Consider the following 17316-nt stretch of genomic DNA (forward strand, 5'->3'; position numbering starts at 1 on the left):
AGCAGAGAAATGACGAAACGAAGATTCGGCAAACGGCTGGCTTTGGGCGCGATTTTGGCGCTGATGCTCGCGACGCCCGCGGTTACCGCCCAGGAGACTGGGGCCGTTTCAAAGCAGGTAAAATTGATCAGCGCCGGGGGCATTCTCTCGGGGGAGCTCAACGCCCTTCGCGGAAAAGCGGGTGAGCGCGTGGCCACCTATCAGCTCACGAGCGAGCCGCGCCGGCTACCGCCGCCGAACGGACTTTGCAATCTTGAGACCGGACCGGAAACGTTTCAGATCGTCGCGAATAATGATGTACAGGCGGCGCAGTTGAAGAGTCTTATCGGAAAGGAAATCTCGATCAGGGTCGACGAAGTCGCCTGTGCGCAGGATGCAGGACAGATGAGCGAAGCCGTGGTCACCAAATGGAGCGTAGTCACGCACCACTAGAGGGCCTGATCGGTTCTGATTGAATCAGAACCGGGCTCCAGGTTCCTCGTCTGACGCGTTTCTTCACGCGAACCGGCATCCCCAATTCATCAACTCAAATTGCAAATCGCTAGATCTTCTCGACCTGCAGCGCGGCAAAATGTCCGCGCCGCTGCAGCCACGCCAGGAGCAGCAAACTGGGCACCGCGACCAGGACGCAGATTGCAAAGAACAACGGCCACCCCGTGGCCTTGGCGACGTACCCCGCGCCCGATGACAAATAGGTGCGTCCCACCGCGGCGAGCGCAGTCAGCAGCGCGTATTGAGTAGCGGTATGCCGGGGATTTTGGCACAGCGCCGAAAGATACGCGACGAAGATTACGGTGCCGATTGCGCTGGTGAAATTTTCCGCGGTAATGGCGAACGCCAGCGCCCATTGATTGACGCCGGATAACGCCAACCATGAGAACGACAGATTGGCGATCGCTTGCAGCACGCCACCGATCCACAGGCTTGCCGCCAGCGAGTAGCGGCGTGCCACAAAGCCGCCGGCAAAGCCGCCGATCAATGTCGCCGCCAGTCCGACGCCCTTGACGATGGCCGCGTAGTCATTGCGGGAGAAGCCGAGATCGATCACGAACGGCGCCGTCATGGCGCCCGAAAACGCGTCGGTGAATTTGTACAGCACCACGAAGGCGAACGCCGCGAGCGCGTCCCTGCGGAGCAGGAATTCAGAGAAGGCGCCGACCGCCGCATGCATCACTCGTACGAATGCACTCTCGGTGCTGGTCGCGGCTTCGGCGCGCGCCGACTGCTCCGGCTCGGTGGCGGCGAGCGCGGTCACCGTCCCGATCAGCACCAGCGCCGCCATTGTCACGTATCCCCACATCCACGCAGAGCCTCGCGCGATGCCCGTGCTCTCGAACCCGCTCACGAGAAACAGGGCGCCCGCGGTGGAGACCAGCAGGCCGATGCGGTAGGCGGCGACATAGGATGCCATGCCGGCCGCCTGTTCGCTTTCGGGCAGGCTTTCAACGCGAAATGCATCGACCACAATGTCCTGCGTCGACGACATTGCGGCGACCAGCAGCGCACCGAGCGCGACGAAAAGTGGCGAGCGCGCCGGATCAGTTAGCGACAGCAGCAAGATCGCGCCGATCAGCAGCAATTGCGAGAACACCAGCCAGCCGCGGCGCCGGCCGAATGTGTGCGTAAACAACGGCACGTGCAATGCATCGACCAGCGGCGCCCAGAGGAATTTCAGCGTGTAGGGCGTGCCGACCAACGCGAACAGGCCGATGGTGCCGAGGTCGACGCCAGATTCCCGCATCCAGACCAGCAGGGTCGAACCGGACAGCGCCAGCGGCAATCCGGAGGAGAAGCCCAGCAGCAGCACGATCAATACCCGACGCTGCAGATAGACCGCCATACTGTCGCGCCAGGAGGCGCGAGGAGTTGCGAGTGTCGATGCTTCTGGTGCGCTGCTCATGTCGCAGTGCTAGCAGATTCACCGCGAAAAGATCATGGCGAGAGCCAACAAAGGATGATTTTGTTTTTGGTCAGCATGAGAATAACAGTGTTATCGCCGGCTTGCCCCAGTTCCGTCGTGGCGGCCTTGTCCCGGCCACGACGGATGGGAGGAATGTCTATAAGACGACTGGACGAATCTTGCGCGATTGCCTTGATGTTGTGCCTACTTCCGTCCGCCGCATGGCCGGAGTATCGCGGCAACTCCGTGTCTCCATGCATTATGCCAGTATCGCGGACAATTCCGTGGTCTCCATCTTTGTCATGGCCGGGCTTGTCCCGGCCATCCACGTTCTCAACTGATCTTCTCGTACAGATCATCCCACTCGGGGTTCTCGACGAGGATCAGTCTCACCTTCCATTTTCGCGATCAATGCTTGACGTTGTGTTCGCGCTGGATCGCCGCCTGAATATTTTCGTGACGTTCGAAATAAACGAGCCGCTTGACCGAATATTTTTTCGTAAATCCCGCGATCAACCCATTCCGGTGCTCGTAAATCCTTCGAACAAGATTGTGCGTAACGCCCACATACAAGACGCCCTTTGGTGCACTCGCGAGCAAATAAACATAGCCACCTGCCATTGCTGTAACATGAAGGGACGTGGATGGCCGGGACAAGCCCGGCCATGACGGCGGGAGGAATGTTCCCGATTATCTTGCGCCCTTTGCCAGCTGCTATGTGGCGGAGCGTCCCGGAAACATCTGCAGCGATATCCCGACTGAGTCATTTCCGGAGCACCCCGAATAACTTTGTGATCCCACAACAGCCGCAATGCCGAGGCCCAAACCACCTATCCCGCGTTCTATTCGCCAGCCTGTAGCTTCCGGGCTGGAAGCGGGAACAACTCGGGGACACCCGGTTTGCCGATCCGCGCCGGGGGTTCGGCGGGCGCATCGGCCTTGCTGAAATCCAACTCTTCGATTCGTCCTGCGCGCTTTTCTATCTTATCGGCGGAGATCAGGATTTGCCTGACATCCTCGTTGGCTTGCGTGAAGTGGCTTTGCAGCTTTAGCACGCGATCGCGCAACCGGCCGAGATCATCGCCGAGATTCAACACCTCGGTGCGGATCTGATCGGCGGCGTCGCGCATCCGCGCATCCTTCAGGATTTGTTGCATCACCTGGATGGCGAGCATCAATAGTGATGGCGAGACCAGTACCACCCGGGCGCGATAGGCCTTCTGGATCACGTCGTCGAATCCGTCGTGGATTTCGGCGTACACCGATTCGGACGGCACGAACATCAGCGCGCTGTCCTGGGTCTCGCCCGCGATCAGGTATTTCTCGCCGATGTCACTGACATGCTTCATCACATCAGCGCGCAATCTTTGGGCGGCGATTTTTCGTTCCTCATCGGTACGCGCGTCGTGCAGCGCGGTCACTGCTTCCAGCGGAAATTTCGCGTCGATGCAGAGCGGCCGGCCGTCGGGCAGGAACACTACGCAATCGGGCCGTTTGCCCGACGAGAGCGTGTACTGGAATTCGTAGGAGCCCTTCGGCATCCCGTCTTGGACGATCGCTTCCATTCGTGCCTGCCCGAACGCGCCGCGCGATTGCTTGTTGGCGAGCACGTCACGCAGCGTGGTCACTTGCGAGGTGAGGTCGGTGAGATTCTTATGGGCGTTGTCGATAATGCCGAGCCGTTCGTGCAGCACCCGCAAGCTATCCATGGTATTGCGGGTGGTCTGCTCCATCGACTGGCCGACGCGATGAGTGACCGAGTCGAGCCGCTCGCTGACGGCCCGGGCCATTTCGGCCTGACGGCCTGCCAGCGCCTGGCCCATCGCATCGACGCGCCCGTTGGCCTCGCTCTGCGCGCGCAGCATTTCGCTCAGTCTTTGTTCAAACTCATCAGCGCGAAGCGCCTGCGCCAGCGCGAGTTCCGCGCCACGCCGTCCGGACCGGGCAATCACAAAGGCAATGATGACGAGCAGCAGCAGCGACAGCGCGCCAAAGCCGATCAGCGCCGCCCCGTTGCGGACCGGCACTTCGCCGATGGTGAAGAGAATCTCGTTCATGCAGCCGTTGTAGCCGATTCGGCCGCGAATACGAACGAAGAGGGAACATTTATGGTTAATCGAACATTAATTTTCCTGGTTAACGCTTTGCCAACAATCATGCTTAACGATCCATAAACCGGCCGGACCGTCGCATTGACCCCGGCAAATCAGCGGCTTAAATCGCCCGCCATGGCCATCAGAGAAATCATTGTCCTGCCGGACAAGCAGTTGCGGCTGGTCTCCAAACCGGTCGAGAAGATCACGACCGAGATACGCAAGCTCGCCGACGACATGTTCGAGACCATGTACGACGCGCCCGGTATCGGGCTCGCGGCAATTCAGGTTGCCCAGCCGCTGCGCCTGATAACGATGGACTTGGCCAAGAAGAACGAGGAGGGCGAGACCACGCCGCAGCCGCGGGTCTTCATCAATCCGGAGATTTTGTCCTCGTCCGAAGAGACTTCGGCGTACGAGGAAGGCTGCCTCTCGATTCCCGAATATTACGAGGAAGTGGAGCGGCCCTCGAGAGTGCGCGTGCGCTTTACTGACCTCGATGGCAAGGTGCATGAGGAAGATGCCGAGGGTCTGTTCGCCACCTGCATTCAGCACGAGATCGATCATCTCAATGGCGTGCTGTTTGTGGACTATCTGTCGAAGCTGAAGCGCGATCGTGTGCTGAAGAGGTTCGCCAAGGCGGCTAAGCGCGCGGCGGAATAGACTTAGATATAGCCGTCACATGCGGCCCCTCGGGTATTCACGTGCTAGCTAGTCCAAGACGTGCGGGGCGGGGGTATTTACCGGGAACGCGCGCCGCGCGCTTGAACCGAACCGGTAAATCTGATTTCGCGGGAATTTTTGCAGCATGCCTCTCCGACTGATCTTCATGGGCACACCGGAATTCGCGGTGCCGACCCTGCTTGAGTTGGTGGGTCACGGTCATGACGTCGCTGCCGTATATACCCGCGCGCCAAAACCCGCCGGACGCGGCATGAAGCTGCAGCCCACGCCCGTTGAGCAGCAGGCGCGGCGGCTCGGGATACCGGTGCTGACGCCGACCACACTGAAAACGGCGGCTGCGGCGCAGGAATTTCGGTCACACAAGGCCGATGCCGCCGTCGTGGTCGCCTATGGCATGATCCTGCCGCCGGCCATTCTCGATACCCCGCCGCTCGGCTGCTTTAATCTGCATGCCTCGCTGCTGCCGCGCTGGCGAGGCGCGGCGCCGATCAACCGAGCGATCATGGCTGGCGATGCAGAGACCGGCGTCATGGTGATGAAAATGGCCGCCGGCCTCGATACTGGCGACGTTGCTATGGCCGAACGTGCCGCGATTACGGATACGACGACCGTGGCCGATCTGCATGACGAGTTGGCCCGACTCGGCGGTGATCTGATGGTGCGCGCGATCGGCGCATTGGAGCGCGGCCAGCTAAAGCTTACTCCACAGAGTCATCAGGGCGTGACCTACGCGGCGAAAATCGAGAAGGCGGAGGCGCGGATCGACTGGAACAGGCCGGCGCGATTGGTGCTGCGCCACATACACGGTCTGTCGCCGTTTCCCGGCGCCTGGTGCGAGATGACGATCGAAGGCGAAGCTGTGCGCCTCAAAATCTTGCGCTGCGTGATCGAGGAGGACGGTGCGGGCGAACCCGGCAAACTGCTCGATGATCGTCTCACAATAGCCTGCGCCAAGGATGCCATTCGCGTCATTGAATTGCAGCGCGCGGGTAAAGCGCCGATGAAGACGGACGAGTTTTTGCGCGGCACGCCCGTTGGTCCGCCGACGCGGCTAAGCTGATGCCCCGTTATAGATTGATCATCGAATATGATGGAGGTCCGTTCTGCGGCTGGCAGATTCAGGAAAACGGCGCCTCGATTCAAGGCGCCCTTGAACAGGCGGTAAAGGCGATCTGCGGTGAGCACGTCCGCGTTCACGGCGCCGGGCGCACCGATGCCGGCGTTCATGCGTTGGGACAAGTCGCGCATTGCGACATCACAAAGCATTTCGTGCCGGGCCGGTTTCGCGACGGTCTTAACGCGCATCTGCGGCCGCATCCGATTGGCGTGCTGTCGGCCGAGATCGTGCCGGATACATTCGAGGCGCGCTTCTCAGCGATCCGACGACACTATCGCTATCGCATCTCAAACCGCCGCGCCAATCTCGCGCTTGAAGTCGGCCGCGCCTGGCGGTTGCCGCGGCCGCTCGATACCGATGCAATGCAGATTGCGGCGCAGAAACTGATAGGCAAGCACGATTTCACCACGTTTCGGGATAGCGAGTGTCAGGCGAAATCGCCGGAGAAAACACTCGACCAGCTCGACGTCGTGCGGGAAGGCGACGCGGTTCACATCGTGACCTCGGCACGTTCATTCCTGCACAGTCAGGTGCGCTCGATGGTGGGATCATTGGTCTGGGTCGGCGAGGGTCGCTGGAGTCCTGACAATCTCGCGGAAGCACTCGAGGCGCGAGACCGCACCGCCTGCGGGCCGGTTGCGCCGCCGGAAGGACTTTACCTGGTGCGAGTGGATTATTGAGGCGCCAGCGATGACGGCGTAGAGCCAATCTCTCACCCGAAATACCGCTCCAATATCCCGCGATAAATTCGGGTCAGTTTCTCAAGGTCGGACACCGGCGTGCGCTCGTCGATCTGATGCATGGTCTGGCCGACCAGCCCGAACTCGATCACCGGGCAATAGCTCGAGATGAAGCGCGCATCCGACGTCCCGCCCGAGGTGCTCAATTCCGGCCTGCGGCCGGTGACCTCCTCAATCGCGGCAATCGCGAGGTCAGTAAACGCGCCCGGTTTTGTGACGAAGACATTGGAGTTGGAAGGCTCCCACATAATGCGAGCGCGGATTCGATTTCCCGCCGCTTCTGCCAAGCGCTGCTCCACCAAGGCTCGCAGCGTCTCCTGGCTATGGAGATCGTTGTATCGAATGTTGAATTTAGCGCGCGCCTGCGCCGGGATCACATTGCTGGCGGTGTTGCCGACATCCACCGAAGTGAATTCGAGATTGGAAGCCTGGAACTGGGCGCTACCCTGATCGAGCGGCTGCTCGCTCAACGCCACGATCAATCTCGAAATATCCGGCACCGGATTTGCCGAGCGATGCGGATAGGCGACGTGCCCCTGGATTCCATCCACATATAACGTGCCGGATTGCGAGCCGCGACGGCCGACCTTGATGCAATCGCCGACCTGCTCGACATTGCTGGGCTCACCGAGGATGCAGTGATCGAATTTCTCGCCGCGTGCCGCCGCCCATTCCAATAGCTTGACAGTGCCGTTGACTGAAAGGTCTTCCTCGTCACCGGTTATCAGGAACGAGATCGAGCCGTTCCCATCCTGGCGCGGCTTGCCTTCATGCGCGAGCAGATGTTCGAGCACCGCCGCTACGCTGCAGGCAATGCCACCCTTCATGTCGACGGCACCGCGGCCGTAAAGAAATCCATTCTCGACGTCACCATCGAACGCGCCGTGGGTCCAGGCGGTCTCGTCGCCGGGCGGCACCACGTCGGTATGTCCGGCAAAGCTGATGTGTGGAGAGCCGCTGCCGATGCGGGCATATAGGTTGTCGATATCTGCGGTGCCGGGTTCGCCAAAGGTGACGCGATGCACCTCAAAGCCGGCCTCCACAAGGAGATTCTCCAGCACGTCGAGGGCACCGGCGTCCGCCGGAGTGACCGACGGGCAGCGCAGGAGGTCGCGGGCAATGGAAAGGGCGTCCGTCATCGGTCCGTCAGATTTCAATCTCGCAGCAACTCGTTGATGCTTGTCTTGGCGCGGGTGCGCTCATCCACCCGCTTGACGATCACCGCGCAGGCGGTGGAGGGGCCTGGCTGGCCATTCTTGAGCGGCCGAGCCGGCAAGGTTCCCGGTACCACCACGGCATATTCCGGGACTTCGCCGATAAACGTTTCGCCGCTGTCGCGATCGATGATCTTGGTAGAGGCGCCGAGGAAAACGCCCATCGCCAATACGGCGCCTTTGCGGACGATCACGCCCTCGGCGACTTCCGAGCGTGCGCCGATGAAGCAATCGTCCTCCACGATGACAGGTTCGGCCTGCAGCGGCTCCAGCACGCCGCCGATGCCGACACCGCCTGAAATATGCACCCGCTTGCCGATCTGGGCGCACGAGCCGACGGTGGACCACGTGTCTATCATGGTGCTCTCATCGACATAGGCGCCGAGATTGACGAAAGAAGGCATCAGCACCACGTTCTTAGCAATGAAGGCCGAGCGGCGCACGATCGCGCCCGGCACGGCACGAAACCCAGCATCGCGAAACCGGTTCTCCCCCCAGCCCTCGAACTTCGAGGGCACCTTGTCCCACCACGAGGCTTTGCCCGGCCCGCCCGAGATCGCGCTCATGTCGTTGAGCCGAAACGAGAGCAGCACCGCTTTCTTCAGCCACTGATTAACCTTCCATTTTCCGCTGCTCTCGCGCTCCGCCACGCGCGCCGCGCCCTTGTCGAGCAGTTCGAGCGCGTGATCGACGGCGTCGCGGACGTCGCCCCTGGTCGCGGTCGAGATGCCGTCCCGTGCATCGAAAGCAGCGTTGATGGTGGATTCGAGCGCGGGCAAAGACATCGGATTTCCTTAGTAAGACGGAATTAATTGCGGCAATTTTGGAGGGCTTTTGTCGGGATTCGGGCGCGCGGAGTCAAGGCAATGGTGGCGACCATCACCGGCGAAAGCAGCCGCTAGAGTATTCCGAGACGCCGCAGTTCGGCTTCGAGCCGAGGTGTGCTGGATTGGCACGGGTGGTCGCGCCTGAATGCCTTAACGCTACGCCAATTTCTCCAGGAAACCGGTCAGATCGTCGGTGACATAATCGACATGGGCGGCATCGCGGCCTTCCAACTCCCAGTCCTCGCGCACCACCTCTTTGGTGCCGTCTGGCACCACCAGCACCGTGGTCATGCCGAGCTGATGCGGCGCTACCAGGTTGCGGGCCAGATCCTCGAACATGGCCGCGGTCGCGGGATTGACCTGATGAAGGCGCAAGAACCTCTCATATGTTTTCGGCGCCGGCTTCGGTTCGAGTTCGGCGGCGATGATGTCGAACACCGCCTCGAAATGCGCACCGATCCCGAGCCGCTCCAGAACCTTGTCGGCGTGGTCGGTCGAACCATTTGTCAGGATCAGCTTGCGTCCGGGCAGCTTCGAGATCGCCGCGCCCATCGCCGGATTCGGCTCCAGGGGTGAGTGATCGATTTGATGCACATAGGCGAGAAAGTCGTCGGCATGCACGCCGTGTTCGGTCATCATCCCGCGCATCGTCGTACCGTAGCGGCGATAATAGTCCTTCTGGATCCGACGCGCTTCTTCCGCGCTCACGCCAAGAAAGTCTCCGACGAACTCGCCAATCCGCGCATCGACCTGATGCCACAGATTAACGTGATGCGGATAGAGCGTGTTGTCGAGATCGAACACCCAGGTGTCGATGTGACTAAATTGGCGAGGCATATTTTTTCATAGCTCTATCGCGTCACCCGGCCAACACGGCCCTATACGCTATGGTAGGTACTGTTGTGTGCTCTTCGTTGCGTTTTCTTTGCAGTCCTTGCGAAAAATCAACGTTCACGGCACCGCAAATCGAAGCGTCTTGCCACCGCTCGACATATCGACGGCGGCAAAGCCGGTGACTGCAAGTCCGCGGCCAACGCAGTCGCCTTGTTCGCTGATCTCGAACTTGCTCTCGCGGGTGCAAAGCTGCGTGATGCCGCCCCAGTTCAACGGTTTATCCCTGAACTTGACACTGCGATTGTCGCCATCGACCGCTTCCGCGAAACTGAAAATTTTCCGCGGCTGGCCCGTGACATCCGGGTGCAGACATTTGCCGGGATCGATGCGGTACCAGCCGCGGCTGGTCACGGCCTTTCCATCGTCGGTGGCGACCGCGGCCATAATCTTGTGCGGCGTATCGTTGCACCATGTCAGTCCAGTCGGAGAAGGGGATTGTACGGCATCGATCATGGTCGAGAAAAAATTCGGTGCTTGCACCATCTCGAGCGTGAGGCCCCGGGCCTTCAAGAATGCCGCCAACGCGGCTTGCGTCTTCGGGCCATCGACGCCGTCAATCGGCGCGGCATCATAACCCGCGATCAGCAACAGCCGCTGAATGCCGGCAAGCCGCGCCTGCTCATCGTCATATTCGCTGTCCTCGGCGAGATAAGCCACCAGATTGCCGTCATCCGTGGCCGTCGGATTGATCTGGCTAAAGGGCGCGGGTGTCTGGCCGCCGCGACATTGGCGGGCCGCCGCAATGACGAAATTATCAGGCGCAATGCACAGCGTGTCCCCACCGCTCTGCGGGACCGGCGAGGCGCCGTACACGCCCAGCGCACGCGCGTTCAGCATGATGCGATCGGCGGTCAATGTGCCCTGCACGACCACCCGACATGCGGCCGGATCGATGCGAAACCATCCGCGCGTGGCGGTCGCGGCCTTGTCATCAATGCCGATCGCGACCTCGACGACGTAGCTCATCCGATTGCAGAGCTTGAGGTCGGCGTAAGCGGGTCCCGCCGGAACGGAAACGCCGATGATGGTGGCGACGAGAGCGACAGTTGCGCAACCGACGGACCGCCGCGTGCGCAGGCGTGTAAGGGTAGGCTGCGCAAGCCGGACCAGCTTGCGCGGCCACGAAGTTGGATAGGCATTCGCCATCACTTGTGAATCAGCGTGCCGGTGCCCTGGTTGGTGAACAATTCGAGCAAGACCGCATGCTGCATCTTGCCATCGATGATGACCACGCCCTGCACGCCCTGCTCCAACGCATAGATGCACGTCTCGACCTTCGGGATCATGCCACCGGATATCGTGCCATCCGCGATCAGCTTGCGGGCGTCCCTTACCGATAGTTCCGGGATCAGCTTCTTCGACGTGTCGAGCACGCCGGGAACGTCGGTCAAGAGCAGCAGACGTTTCGCCTTCAACGCGCCGGCAACCGCGCCGGCAAACGTATCGGCGTTCACGTTGAAGGTTTGGCCGGTTCGCGACGTCGCCAGCGGCGCCAGCACCGGAATCAGCTCATGGCCGATCAACTGATTCAAAAGCGTTAAATCAACCTTTTCAGGCTCGCCGACAAAGCCGAGATCCACCACTTTTTCGATTTGCGAACCCGGATCGACCATGCTGCGGCTCGCTTTGACCGCGCTCACCATGCTGCCGTCCTTGCCGCACAGGCCGACCGCCTTGCCGCCGGCCTCGTTGATATAGCCGACCAGCTGCTTGTTGATCGAACCGGCGAGCACCATTTCGACGATCTCGATGGTGGCGGCGTCGGTGATGCGCAGCCCGGCCGCGAATTCCGACTGAATGCCGAGCCGCTTCAGCATGGTCGCGATCTGCGGGCCACCGCCATGCACCACCACCGGGTTGATGGCGGTCTGTTCCAGCAGAACGACGTCACGGGCGAATGCTTTGGCGAGATCCTCCGCGCCCATTGCATGGCCGCCATATTTGATGACGATCGTCTCATCGTCATACTGCTGCATATGCGGCAGCGCCTCGGACAGGATCCGGGCCTGGTCGAGCGGACTGATTTTCGAAACATCGGCCATGAAACGGGTCTCGTGGTCAGCGGGGTCGGGGCGGTTTCTATCTGATTGGCGGGCATGGCGCAAAGCATGTCCGCCGCGCCATCAGGGGCTACGGCGCGGCCATGCCGCCGCGACCGCCAGCAACAACCAGCTCAGGATCAGAAGCGTGCCGCCGGTAGGCGCGGCCAAGGGAAACAGGCTGTGACCGGCATATTGGCGTAGCGTCAGATCGGTCGCGAATAGCGTAGCCGCAACCACGAATCCCCATGCCGCGGCAATCGCAAGCTGGGCATTGACGATGGCGCGCTCGCTCAGCGCCACGGTTGCGAGCACGGCGCTCGCGTGAAACAGCAGCATCGAGGAAGCTGGTCCCAACCGGCTCGCATCCGCCTGATGCGCTGATGCGGCGGCGAGAATGACACCTCCCGCGCCCATGATTGCAGCCAGAACGATCAGCGCGAGCGCCGGGCTAGGTCCCGACATCAACTGCGCTCACGAAGCACACGCACCATCGCCGCGCGCAATTCGGACATGCCCGCGCCGGAGCGCGACGACGTCACCAGCACCTCCGGAAAGGCCGCCGCGTGCTGCGCCAATGCGCCGGTGAGATCGGCGAGGCGTTGCTCGAGCTCTGCCGGCTTCACCTGATCGGCCTTGGTGAGCACCACCTGATAGCTGACAGCGGACTCGTCGAGCGTTTTGAGGATGTCGAGGTCGATCTCCTTGAGGCCGTGACGCGCGTCGATCAGCACATAGACCCGCGCCAGATTGCTGCGACCCTGCAGGAATTTCCGGATCAGCGCCGTCCAGGACGCAACCTTGGTTTTGGGCGCCGAGGCGAAACCGTAACCGGGCATGTCGACCAGCCGCAAACCTGATTTGTCCGGCCCTTCGAAGAAGATCAGTTCCTGGGTGCGGCCCGGCGTGTGTGAGGTTCGCGCTAACGCATTGCGGCCGGTCAGCGCGTTGATCAGGCTGGACTTGCCGACGTTGGAGCGGCCGGCAAACGCAACCTCCACGCCTGACATCGGCGGCAGCGTCTCGATCGAGGGCGAGGCCCAGAAGAATTGCCATTCGCCGGCGAAAAGCTTGCGCCCCAGTTCGATCAACTCCGCATCGGCATCCATGGTCATGCGAAGATTCCCGAGGCATCAGGCCGTGGCCCATCCTTCGAGACGCGGCCAAGAGGCCGCTTCTCAGGATGAGGGAGAGTTCGTAGCGCGAAGCAACCCGAGAGCCTATGTCGCCTTCTTGGAAGCGAAGGTGGCCCTGAGATTGTCGAACAGTTCGACCTTCACGCCGTTGCGACGCATGATGAAGCTTTGCTGCAGCACTGAAAGCAGGTTGTTCCACGCCCAGTAGATCACGAGACCCGCTGGGAAGCCGGCCAGCATGAACGTGAAGATCAGCGGCATCCAGTCGAAGATCATCTTCTGGGTCGGATCGGGCGGCGTCGGATTGAGCTTCATCTGGAACCACATCGTGATGCCCATGATGATCGGCCAGACGCCGAGCGCCAGATAGTGCCCGAACAGCGGCACCTGGGTCGGATCGAAATGCAATAGCCCGAACAGGTTGAACAGATTGGTCGGGTCGGGCGCGGAGAGATCCTTGATCCAGCCGAAGAACGGCGCGTGCCGCATTTCGATGGTGACGAACAGCACCTTGTAGAGCGAGAAGAACACCGGAATCTGCAAGGCGACGGGAAGACAACCGGCGATCGGATTGATCTTCTCCTTCTTGTAGATTTCCATCATCTCCTGCTGCTGCTTCATCTTGTCGTCGGGATAACGCTCCTTCAGCGCGGCCAATTGCGGCTGCACCGACTTCATCTTCGCCATCGACGCATAGGATTTGTTGGCAAGCGGGAAGAACAGCAGCTTCACCAGCACCGTGACCAGCAGAATGGCGATGCCGAAATTGCCGACAAGATGATAGAAGAAGTCCAGCGCCAGGAACATCGGCTTGGTGATGAAGTAGAACCAACCCCAATCGATCAGCAGATCGAAATGGTTGAGCGAAAGCTGCTTGTTGTAGCCACCAAGTCCCGCGAGCGGAAAATTGATGCCGACCACGCTGGCTTCCTTGGCGCCTGCGAACAGGCGCGCGTTTGCACTCGCGCTGCCGCCGATCGGGATGGTCTGCGGATCCTCCAGATAATCCGTCTGGTAGGTGCGAACCGTGCCGACTAGGTTGGAAGAGAAACGGGCCTGAAGCTGTGCGTTGGTGTCGGGCAATAAGGCGGACGCCCAGTATTTGTCGGTAATTCCGAGCCAGCCGTCCGTGACCTTGAAGCTGACCGACTTTGCATCGTCGATTTTTTTGTAACCGTATTCCTGCAGGCCCTGGTCGCCGAGATAGCCGATCAGGCCCTCGTGCAGAATGTAGTAGCCCGCAACCTGTGGGGTGCCGTGCCGGGAAATCAGAGCGAACGGGTACACCGTGAGCGGCGCATTGCCGACATTGGTGACTTCGTCCTTGATCGTGAACAGGTATCGATCGTCGATCGAGATAGTGCGGCGGAACGTGAGTCCCTCGCCATTGTCATACTTCAGCGTGACCGGACTGCCGGGCGTTAGGCTGTTTGATCCTTCCTGCTGCCAAACCGTGTTCTGGTCGGGAAGTCTTGCTGTCGAGCCGGTGGCTCCGACCCAGCCGAACTCGGCGTAATAAGGATTGGCGGTATTGGAAGGCGAGTACAGCACGATCGCAGGCGAGCTCGGATCGACGGTCTCGCGGAACTGGACCAGCGACAGATCGTCAATGCGCGCGCCCTTCAACGAAATGCTGCCGGTCAGGCGCGGTGTGTCGATCTTGACGCGCGGCGTGGCGGCGAGGGCGGTCTCTCGACTGACGACCGCCGCCGTCGAAGGCGACTGGGCGGGGGCGTTGGCCGACGGCGCCGTGTTGCTGGGCGGGGCCGTCGACGGGGTCGTCGCATGTTCGGCCTGCGGCGCTGGCTTCACCATCTCGCTCTGGGCCTGCTGCGCCGCGCGCTGCTTCTCCATCTGCGGCATGTTGTAGAAATACTGCCACGCGATCAGCACGAGGCCGGACAGAATGACGGCGAGGATGGTGTTGCGATTATCGGTCATCGTTCAGGTTCTCGTCATTCAATTCGGTTTTCGCAATTCGGTTTTCGGCTTGCATCAAGCGGTCGCGTCGTGAGGCTTCCTGGGCTGCCGATCGAGGCGACGCAGCGCCAAGCGGAGGTCGTCGAGCATGATGGTGAAGTCGCGATTCAACGCCGCACGACGGCCGACTAGCACATAATCACTGTGCGGTCGCATTGTTATGACGTCCAGCCGCTTCACCAATTCGCGAAGCCGCCGGCGGATGCGATTGCGCTCGGTGGCGGTGCCGTTCTTCCTGGTGACGGTGAAGCCAATCCGGATCGGACCATCGTCCTCGCGCCGTCGGCTTTGGACTACGAAGGCAGCGCTAGTGACCCGCGCGCCATTGGCAACGGCGAGGAAGTCCGCCCGCTGCCTTAGCCGATCCATGAGGAATCTCCGGGAAGCCCGGCTCAGGCGCTCAGACGCTTACGGCCCCGAGCGCGGCGCGCGGCGAGCACCTTGCGGCCGCCGGTGGTCGCGAGGCGGGCACGGAAGCCGTGACGGCGCTTGCGCACCAGTTTGCTGGGTTGATAAGTCCGCTTCACGGCTCGTTCTCCGCTGACCGGGCAATTGTGCCTGATAATGAGGTTAGTCCGGTGATGGCGGGCCCAAACGGGCCGTTTCCGGCCTTTAATGGGCCGCCCCGGTGAGACCGGGTCATCGCGGACAATTGGCGCGGCTTATACGGGAGCGGCCGGTTTCCGTCAACGTTGGGCAACTCGTGTTTCGCGTCGTTCCAATGACGCAATCCCGCCTGCAAATTCATCGGATTATATCGCTCGGCGGCATTTTTCCGGGCGGGGATAGCGGCCTTCTGCCGCGGACACTACATGATGGAACCGGCAGTCATTAGCGATCTGTAATTTGACCCCCAAAAAAGCCGGTCGCATCCTGCAAACGAGGCGGGAAGGCAGATACGTGTCAGAAAGCCAGCAACAGCCGAGCATCGGAATGCGGCGGCCCAGGCCGCTCCGTCGCCTTGGCCTGTCCGGCAAGCTATTACTGCTGACAATTCCGCTGGTGATGATCGCTGAAGTGCTGATCTATGTCCCCGCGATCGCCAATTTCCGGATCAATCGCCTGAATGATCGCCTGGCCGCGGCGAATACTGCGGCGCTGGTGCTCGATGCCGCGCCATCGGGCATGGTGCCGGATTCGCTGGCGCGCCAGATCCTGCGCAGTATCGGCGCGCGGGCGGTGGCGATCAAAATGGGCCAGCAGCGGCGGCTTCTGGCCAGCGCCGATCTGCCGCGCTCGATCGATCATGATTTCGACATGCGCTCGATGACCGTCTGGTCGGCGATCGTGGATTCCCTGGAGATCATGCTGGAAACCGGCAACCAGTCGATCCGCGTGATCGGGCCGGCGCCCGGCAGCGCGCAGTTCATCGAGGTGGTGATCGATGAAGCGCCCCTGCGTCAGGCGATGTACCGGTTTTCGCGCAATCTGCTGTTGATTTCGCTGGGCATCGCGGTGCTCACCGCCGCGCTTGTGTACCTGGCCCTGCATTATCTATTCGTGCGGCCGATGCGGCGTTTGACCGCGAGCCTGGTGGCGTTCCACGAAAACCCCGAAAGTTCAGCGCGCATCATCGTGCCCAGCCAGCGCGGCGACGAGATCGGCGTCGCTGAACGCGAATTGTCGGACATGCAGCGCGACCTGGTCTCGATGCTCCATCAAAAGAGCAGGCTCGCGGCGTTGGGGCTGGCGGTTTCGAAAATCAATCACGACCTGCGCAACTTGCTGGCTTCCTCGCAATTGCTTTCCGATCAACTGGCAAGTGTGCCCGATCCGCGCGTGCAGCGCTTCGCTCCGAAACTGATGCGCTCGCTCGAGCGCGCGATCGCGTTCTGCCAATCGACGCTGTCCTATGGTCGAGCGCAGGAGGCGGCGCCGGACCGCCACATGATGCTGGTCGAGCCCATCGTTGCCGAGGTTCGCGAGTCCGCCGGGTTAGTGTCGGATGCCTCGATCACCTGGATCAGCGCGATCGAGCGCGGGCTCACCATCGATGCCGACCCCGATCAGTTGTTTCGCGTGCTGCTCAATCTGGTGCGCAACGCGGCGCAGGCGCTCGACAACCGGCCGCAGGCCGATGCCGCGCCGAGACAGATCCGCATCACCGGCCGGCGCGAGGGTAGCGTCGCGATCTTGGAGATTTCCGATACCGGCCCCGGTCTTCCGCAACGGACTCGCGATCACCTGTTCGAAGCCTTCCAGAGTTCGGGTCGGCCCGGTGGCAGCGGCTTGGGATTGACGATCGCCGCCGAACTGGTCCGCGCCCACGGCGGCGAGATCCACCTGGTGGAGGGCACGATCGGCGCCACGTTCCGGATCGCGATACCGGATCGCCCGGTGGAACTCCAGACCATTCGCAACGAACGCGCGCGGGCTTAGCGGCTGCTCGCCCGTCCTCATTCCCCGCGTATCACGACTTGTTAGCCACCGCGCTCGTTCCAGGTGCTTTACCGCGCGATTTTGCACGTAAATCGAGGACGAAACGCCGCCCCGTCGCACCTTGCCAAGCCGGTCCGGAGCCGGTAGCTATGGCGCGCTTTCGCGACCTCTGAAATGATTTCCGAATGCATGCGGCATCGGCGGCCCTTGGGTCCCGAAAGGCTTTGCGAAAAACGCGCCCGTAGCTCAGCTGGATAGAGCACCAGACTACGAATCTGGGGGTCAGGAGTTCGAATCTCTTCGGGCGCGCCAG

The 17316-nt window shown here is 61.3% G+C and carries 17 protein-coding genes, 1 tRNA gene and 1 pseudogene; 6 read left to right on the forward strand and 13 right to left on the reverse strand.

Annotated features, from left to right (window positions below; all coding sequences use genetic code 11):
- The first annotated feature begins 9 nt into the window (after positions 1–9).
- The gene (locus VJV58_RS08220) at positions 10–432 is read left to right on the forward strand and encodes a hypothetical protein (RefSeq protein WP_324136846.1); all 423 of its coding nucleotides are present in this window, start codon (positions 10–12) and stop codon (positions 430–432) included.
- Positions 433–541: 109 nt separating this feature from the next.
- Here the strand turns inward: VJV58_RS08220 and VJV58_RS08225 are convergent, their stop codons facing one another.
- From VJV58_RS08225 to VJV58_RS08235, 3 genes and pseudogenes are all read right to left on the reverse strand, one after another.
- Positions 542–1900, reverse strand: a complete 1359-nt coding sequence (locus VJV58_RS08225; protein ID WP_324136847.1) for an AmpG family muropeptide MFS transporter — start codon at positions 1898–1900, stop codon at positions 542–544.
- Between the two features lie 333 nt (positions 1901–2233).
- A pseudogene (locus VJV58_RS08230) lies at positions 2234–2567 on the reverse strand (GIY-YIG nuclease family protein).
- A 175-nt stretch (positions 2568–2742) separates the two neighbouring features.
- A complete protein-coding gene (locus VJV58_RS08235; protein WP_324136848.1) occupies positions 2743–3957 on the reverse strand; it encodes a DNA recombination protein RmuC in 1215 nt (404 codons plus the stop codon).
- A gap of 171 nt (positions 3958–4128) precedes the next feature.
- On the opposite strand from VJV58_RS08235, the gene def reads away from it, so the two are divergent.
- The 3 genes from def to truA all read left to right on the forward strand — a co-directional run bounded on the left by def (position 4129) and on the right by truA (position 6474).
- A complete protein-coding gene (def, locus tag VJV58_RS08240; RefSeq protein WP_324136849.1) occupies positions 4129–4656 on the forward strand; it encodes a peptide deformylase in 528 nt (175 codons plus the stop codon).
- 145 nt (positions 4657–4801) lie between these two features.
- On the forward strand, positions 4802–5737 hold the full coding sequence (gene fmt / locus VJV58_RS08245) for a methionyl-tRNA formyltransferase (protein ID WP_324136850.1): 936 nt from the start codon (positions 4802–4804) through the stop codon (positions 5735–5737).
- Positions 5737–6474 carry a tRNA pseudouridine(38-40) synthase TruA gene (truA, locus tag VJV58_RS08250; protein WP_324136851.1) on the forward strand — a complete coding sequence of 246 codons (738 nt, stop codon included), beginning with the start codon at positions 5737–5739 and terminating at the stop codon, positions 6472–6474. Before fmt ends, truA begins: the two co-directional genes overlap by 1 nt.
- A 32-nt stretch (positions 6475–6506) precedes the next feature.
- Here the strand turns inward: truA and dapE are convergent, their stop codons facing one another.
- The 10 genes from dapE to rpmH form a co-directional block, all read right to left on the reverse strand.
- On the reverse strand, positions 6507–7673 hold the full coding sequence (gene dapE / locus VJV58_RS08255; RefSeq protein ID WP_324136852.1) for a succinyl-diaminopimelate desuccinylase: 1167 nt from the start codon (positions 7671–7673) through the stop codon (positions 6507–6509).
- 14 nt (positions 7674–7687) lie between these two features.
- Entirely contained in the window at positions 7688–8533 is an 846-nt protein-coding gene (gene dapD / locus VJV58_RS08260; RefSeq protein ID WP_324136853.1) for a 2,3,4,5-tetrahydropyridine-2,6-dicarboxylate N-succinyltransferase, read from the reverse strand.
- 198 nt (positions 8534–8731) lie between these two features.
- Entirely contained in the window at positions 8732–9412 is a 681-nt protein-coding gene (locus tag VJV58_RS08265; protein ID WP_324136854.1) for a pyrimidine 5'-nucleotidase, read from the reverse strand.
- Positions 9413–9526: 114 nt separating this feature from the next.
- Positions 9527–10615 (reverse strand): DUF1036 domain-containing protein, encoded by a 1089-nt coding sequence (locus VJV58_RS08270; protein ID WP_324136855.1) that lies wholly within the window; start codon positions 10613–10615, stop codon positions 9527–9529.
- Positions 10615–11511, reverse strand: a complete 897-nt coding sequence (gene argB, locus VJV58_RS08275) for an acetylglutamate kinase (RefSeq protein WP_324136856.1) — start codon at positions 11509–11511, stop codon at positions 10615–10617. The genes VJV58_RS08270 and argB overlap by 1 nt, the downstream gene beginning before the upstream one ends.
- A gap of 81 nt (positions 11512–11592) precedes the next feature.
- The gene (locus VJV58_RS08280) at positions 11593–11973 is read right to left on the reverse strand and encodes a DUF423 domain-containing protein (RefSeq protein WP_324136857.1); all 381 of its coding nucleotides are present in this window, start codon (positions 11971–11973) and stop codon (positions 11593–11595) included.
- Positions 11973–12623: a ribosome biogenesis GTP-binding protein YihA/YsxC gene (yihA, locus tag VJV58_RS08285; protein WP_324136858.1), complete on the reverse strand. Its 651-nt coding sequence runs from the start codon at positions 12621–12623 to the stop codon at positions 11973–11975. Before yihA ends, VJV58_RS08280 begins: the two co-directional genes overlap by 1 nt.
- 105 nt (positions 12624–12728) lie before the next feature.
- Complete coding sequence (yidC, locus tag VJV58_RS08290; protein WP_324136859.1) at positions 12729–14585, reverse strand: membrane protein insertase YidC; 1857 nt, start codon at positions 14583–14585, stop codon at positions 12729–12731.
- Positions 14586–14639: 54 nt separating this feature from the next.
- The gene (gene rnpA / locus VJV58_RS08295; RefSeq protein WP_324136860.1) at positions 14640–14993 is read right to left on the reverse strand and encodes a ribonuclease P protein component; all 354 of its coding nucleotides are present in this window, start codon (positions 14991–14993) and stop codon (positions 14640–14642) included.
- A 23-nt stretch (positions 14994–15016) separates the two neighbouring features.
- On the reverse strand, positions 15017–15151 hold the full coding sequence (gene rpmH / locus VJV58_RS08300) for a 50S ribosomal protein L34 (RefSeq protein WP_006609582.1): 135 nt from the start codon (positions 15149–15151) through the stop codon (positions 15017–15019).
- 406 nt (positions 15152–15557) lie between these two features.
- Here rpmH and VJV58_RS08305 point away from each other — a divergent pair, with 406 nt between their 5' ends.
- Together VJV58_RS08305 and VJV58_RS08310 are read left to right on the forward strand one after the other, a co-directional pair.
- On the forward strand, positions 15558–17003 hold the full coding sequence (locus VJV58_RS08305; RefSeq protein ID WP_324136861.1) for a HAMP domain-containing sensor histidine kinase: 1446 nt from the start codon (positions 15558–15560) through the stop codon (positions 17001–17003).
- Positions 17004–17238: 235 nt separating this feature from the next.
- A tRNA-Arg gene (locus VJV58_RS08310) sits at positions 17239–17315 on the forward strand.
- Position 17316 lies beyond the last annotated feature (1 nt).

Origin of the sequence: Bradyrhizobium sp., from assembly GCF_035273305.1 — a bacterium.
GTDB lineage: Bacteria > Pseudomonadota > Alphaproteobacteria > Rhizobiales > Xanthobacteraceae > Bradyrhizobium.

Excerpts from the sequence above, each read along its gene's own strand:
- VJV58_RS08220 (WP_324136846.1), top strand. The coding sequence starts at position 10 with ATGACGAAACGAAGATTCGGCAAACGGCTGGCTTTGGGCGCGATTTTG.
- VJV58_RS08225 (WP_324136847.1), bottom strand. The coding sequence starts at position 1,900 with ATGAGCAGCGCACCAGAAGCATCGACACTCGCAACTCCTCGCGCCTCC.
- VJV58_RS08235 (WP_324136848.1), bottom strand. The coding sequence starts at position 3,957 with ATGAACGAGATTCTCTTCACCATCGGCGAAGTGCCGGTCCGCAACGGG.
- def (WP_324136849.1), top strand. The coding sequence starts at position 4,129 with ATGGCCATCAGAGAAATCATTGTCCTGCCGGACAAGCAGTTGCGGCTG.
- fmt (WP_324136850.1), top strand. The coding sequence starts at position 4,802 with ATGCCTCTCCGACTGATCTTCATGGGCACACCGGAATTCGCGGTGCCG.
- truA (WP_324136851.1), top strand. The coding sequence starts at position 5,737 with ATGCCCCGTTATAGATTGATCATCGAATATGATGGAGGTCCGTTCTGC.
- dapE (WP_324136852.1), bottom strand. The coding sequence starts at position 7,673 with ATGACGGACGCCCTTTCCATTGCCCGCGACCTCCTGCGCTGCCCGTCG.
- dapD (WP_324136853.1), bottom strand. The coding sequence starts at position 8,533 with ATGTCTTTGCCCGCGCTCGAATCCACCATCAACGCTGCTTTCGATGCA.
- VJV58_RS08265 (WP_324136854.1), bottom strand. The coding sequence starts at position 9,412 with ATGCCTCGCCAATTTAGTCACATCGACACCTGGGTGTTCGATCTCGAC.
- VJV58_RS08270 (WP_324136855.1), bottom strand. The coding sequence starts at position 10,615 with ATGGCGAATGCCTATCCAACTTCGTGGCCGCGCAAGCTGGTCCGGCTT.
- argB (WP_324136856.1), bottom strand. The coding sequence starts at position 11,511 with ATGGCCGATGTTTCGAAAATCAGTCCGCTCGACCAGGCCCGGATCCTG.
- VJV58_RS08280 (WP_324136857.1), bottom strand. The coding sequence starts at position 11,973 with ATGTCGGGACCTAGCCCGGCGCTCGCGCTGATCGTTCTGGCTGCAATC.
- yihA (WP_324136858.1), bottom strand. The coding sequence starts at position 12,623 with ATGACCATGGATGCCGATGCGGAGTTGATCGAACTGGGGCGCAAGCTT.
- yidC (WP_324136859.1), bottom strand. The coding sequence starts at position 14,585 with ATGACCGATAATCGCAACACCATCCTCGCCGTCATTCTGTCCGGCCTC.
- rnpA (WP_324136860.1), bottom strand. The coding sequence starts at position 14,993 with ATGGATCGGCTAAGGCAGCGGGCGGACTTCCTCGCCGTTGCCAATGGC.
- VJV58_RS08305 (WP_324136861.1), top strand. The coding sequence starts at position 15,558 with ATGCGGCGGCCCAGGCCGCTCCGTCGCCTTGGCCTGTCCGGCAAGCTA.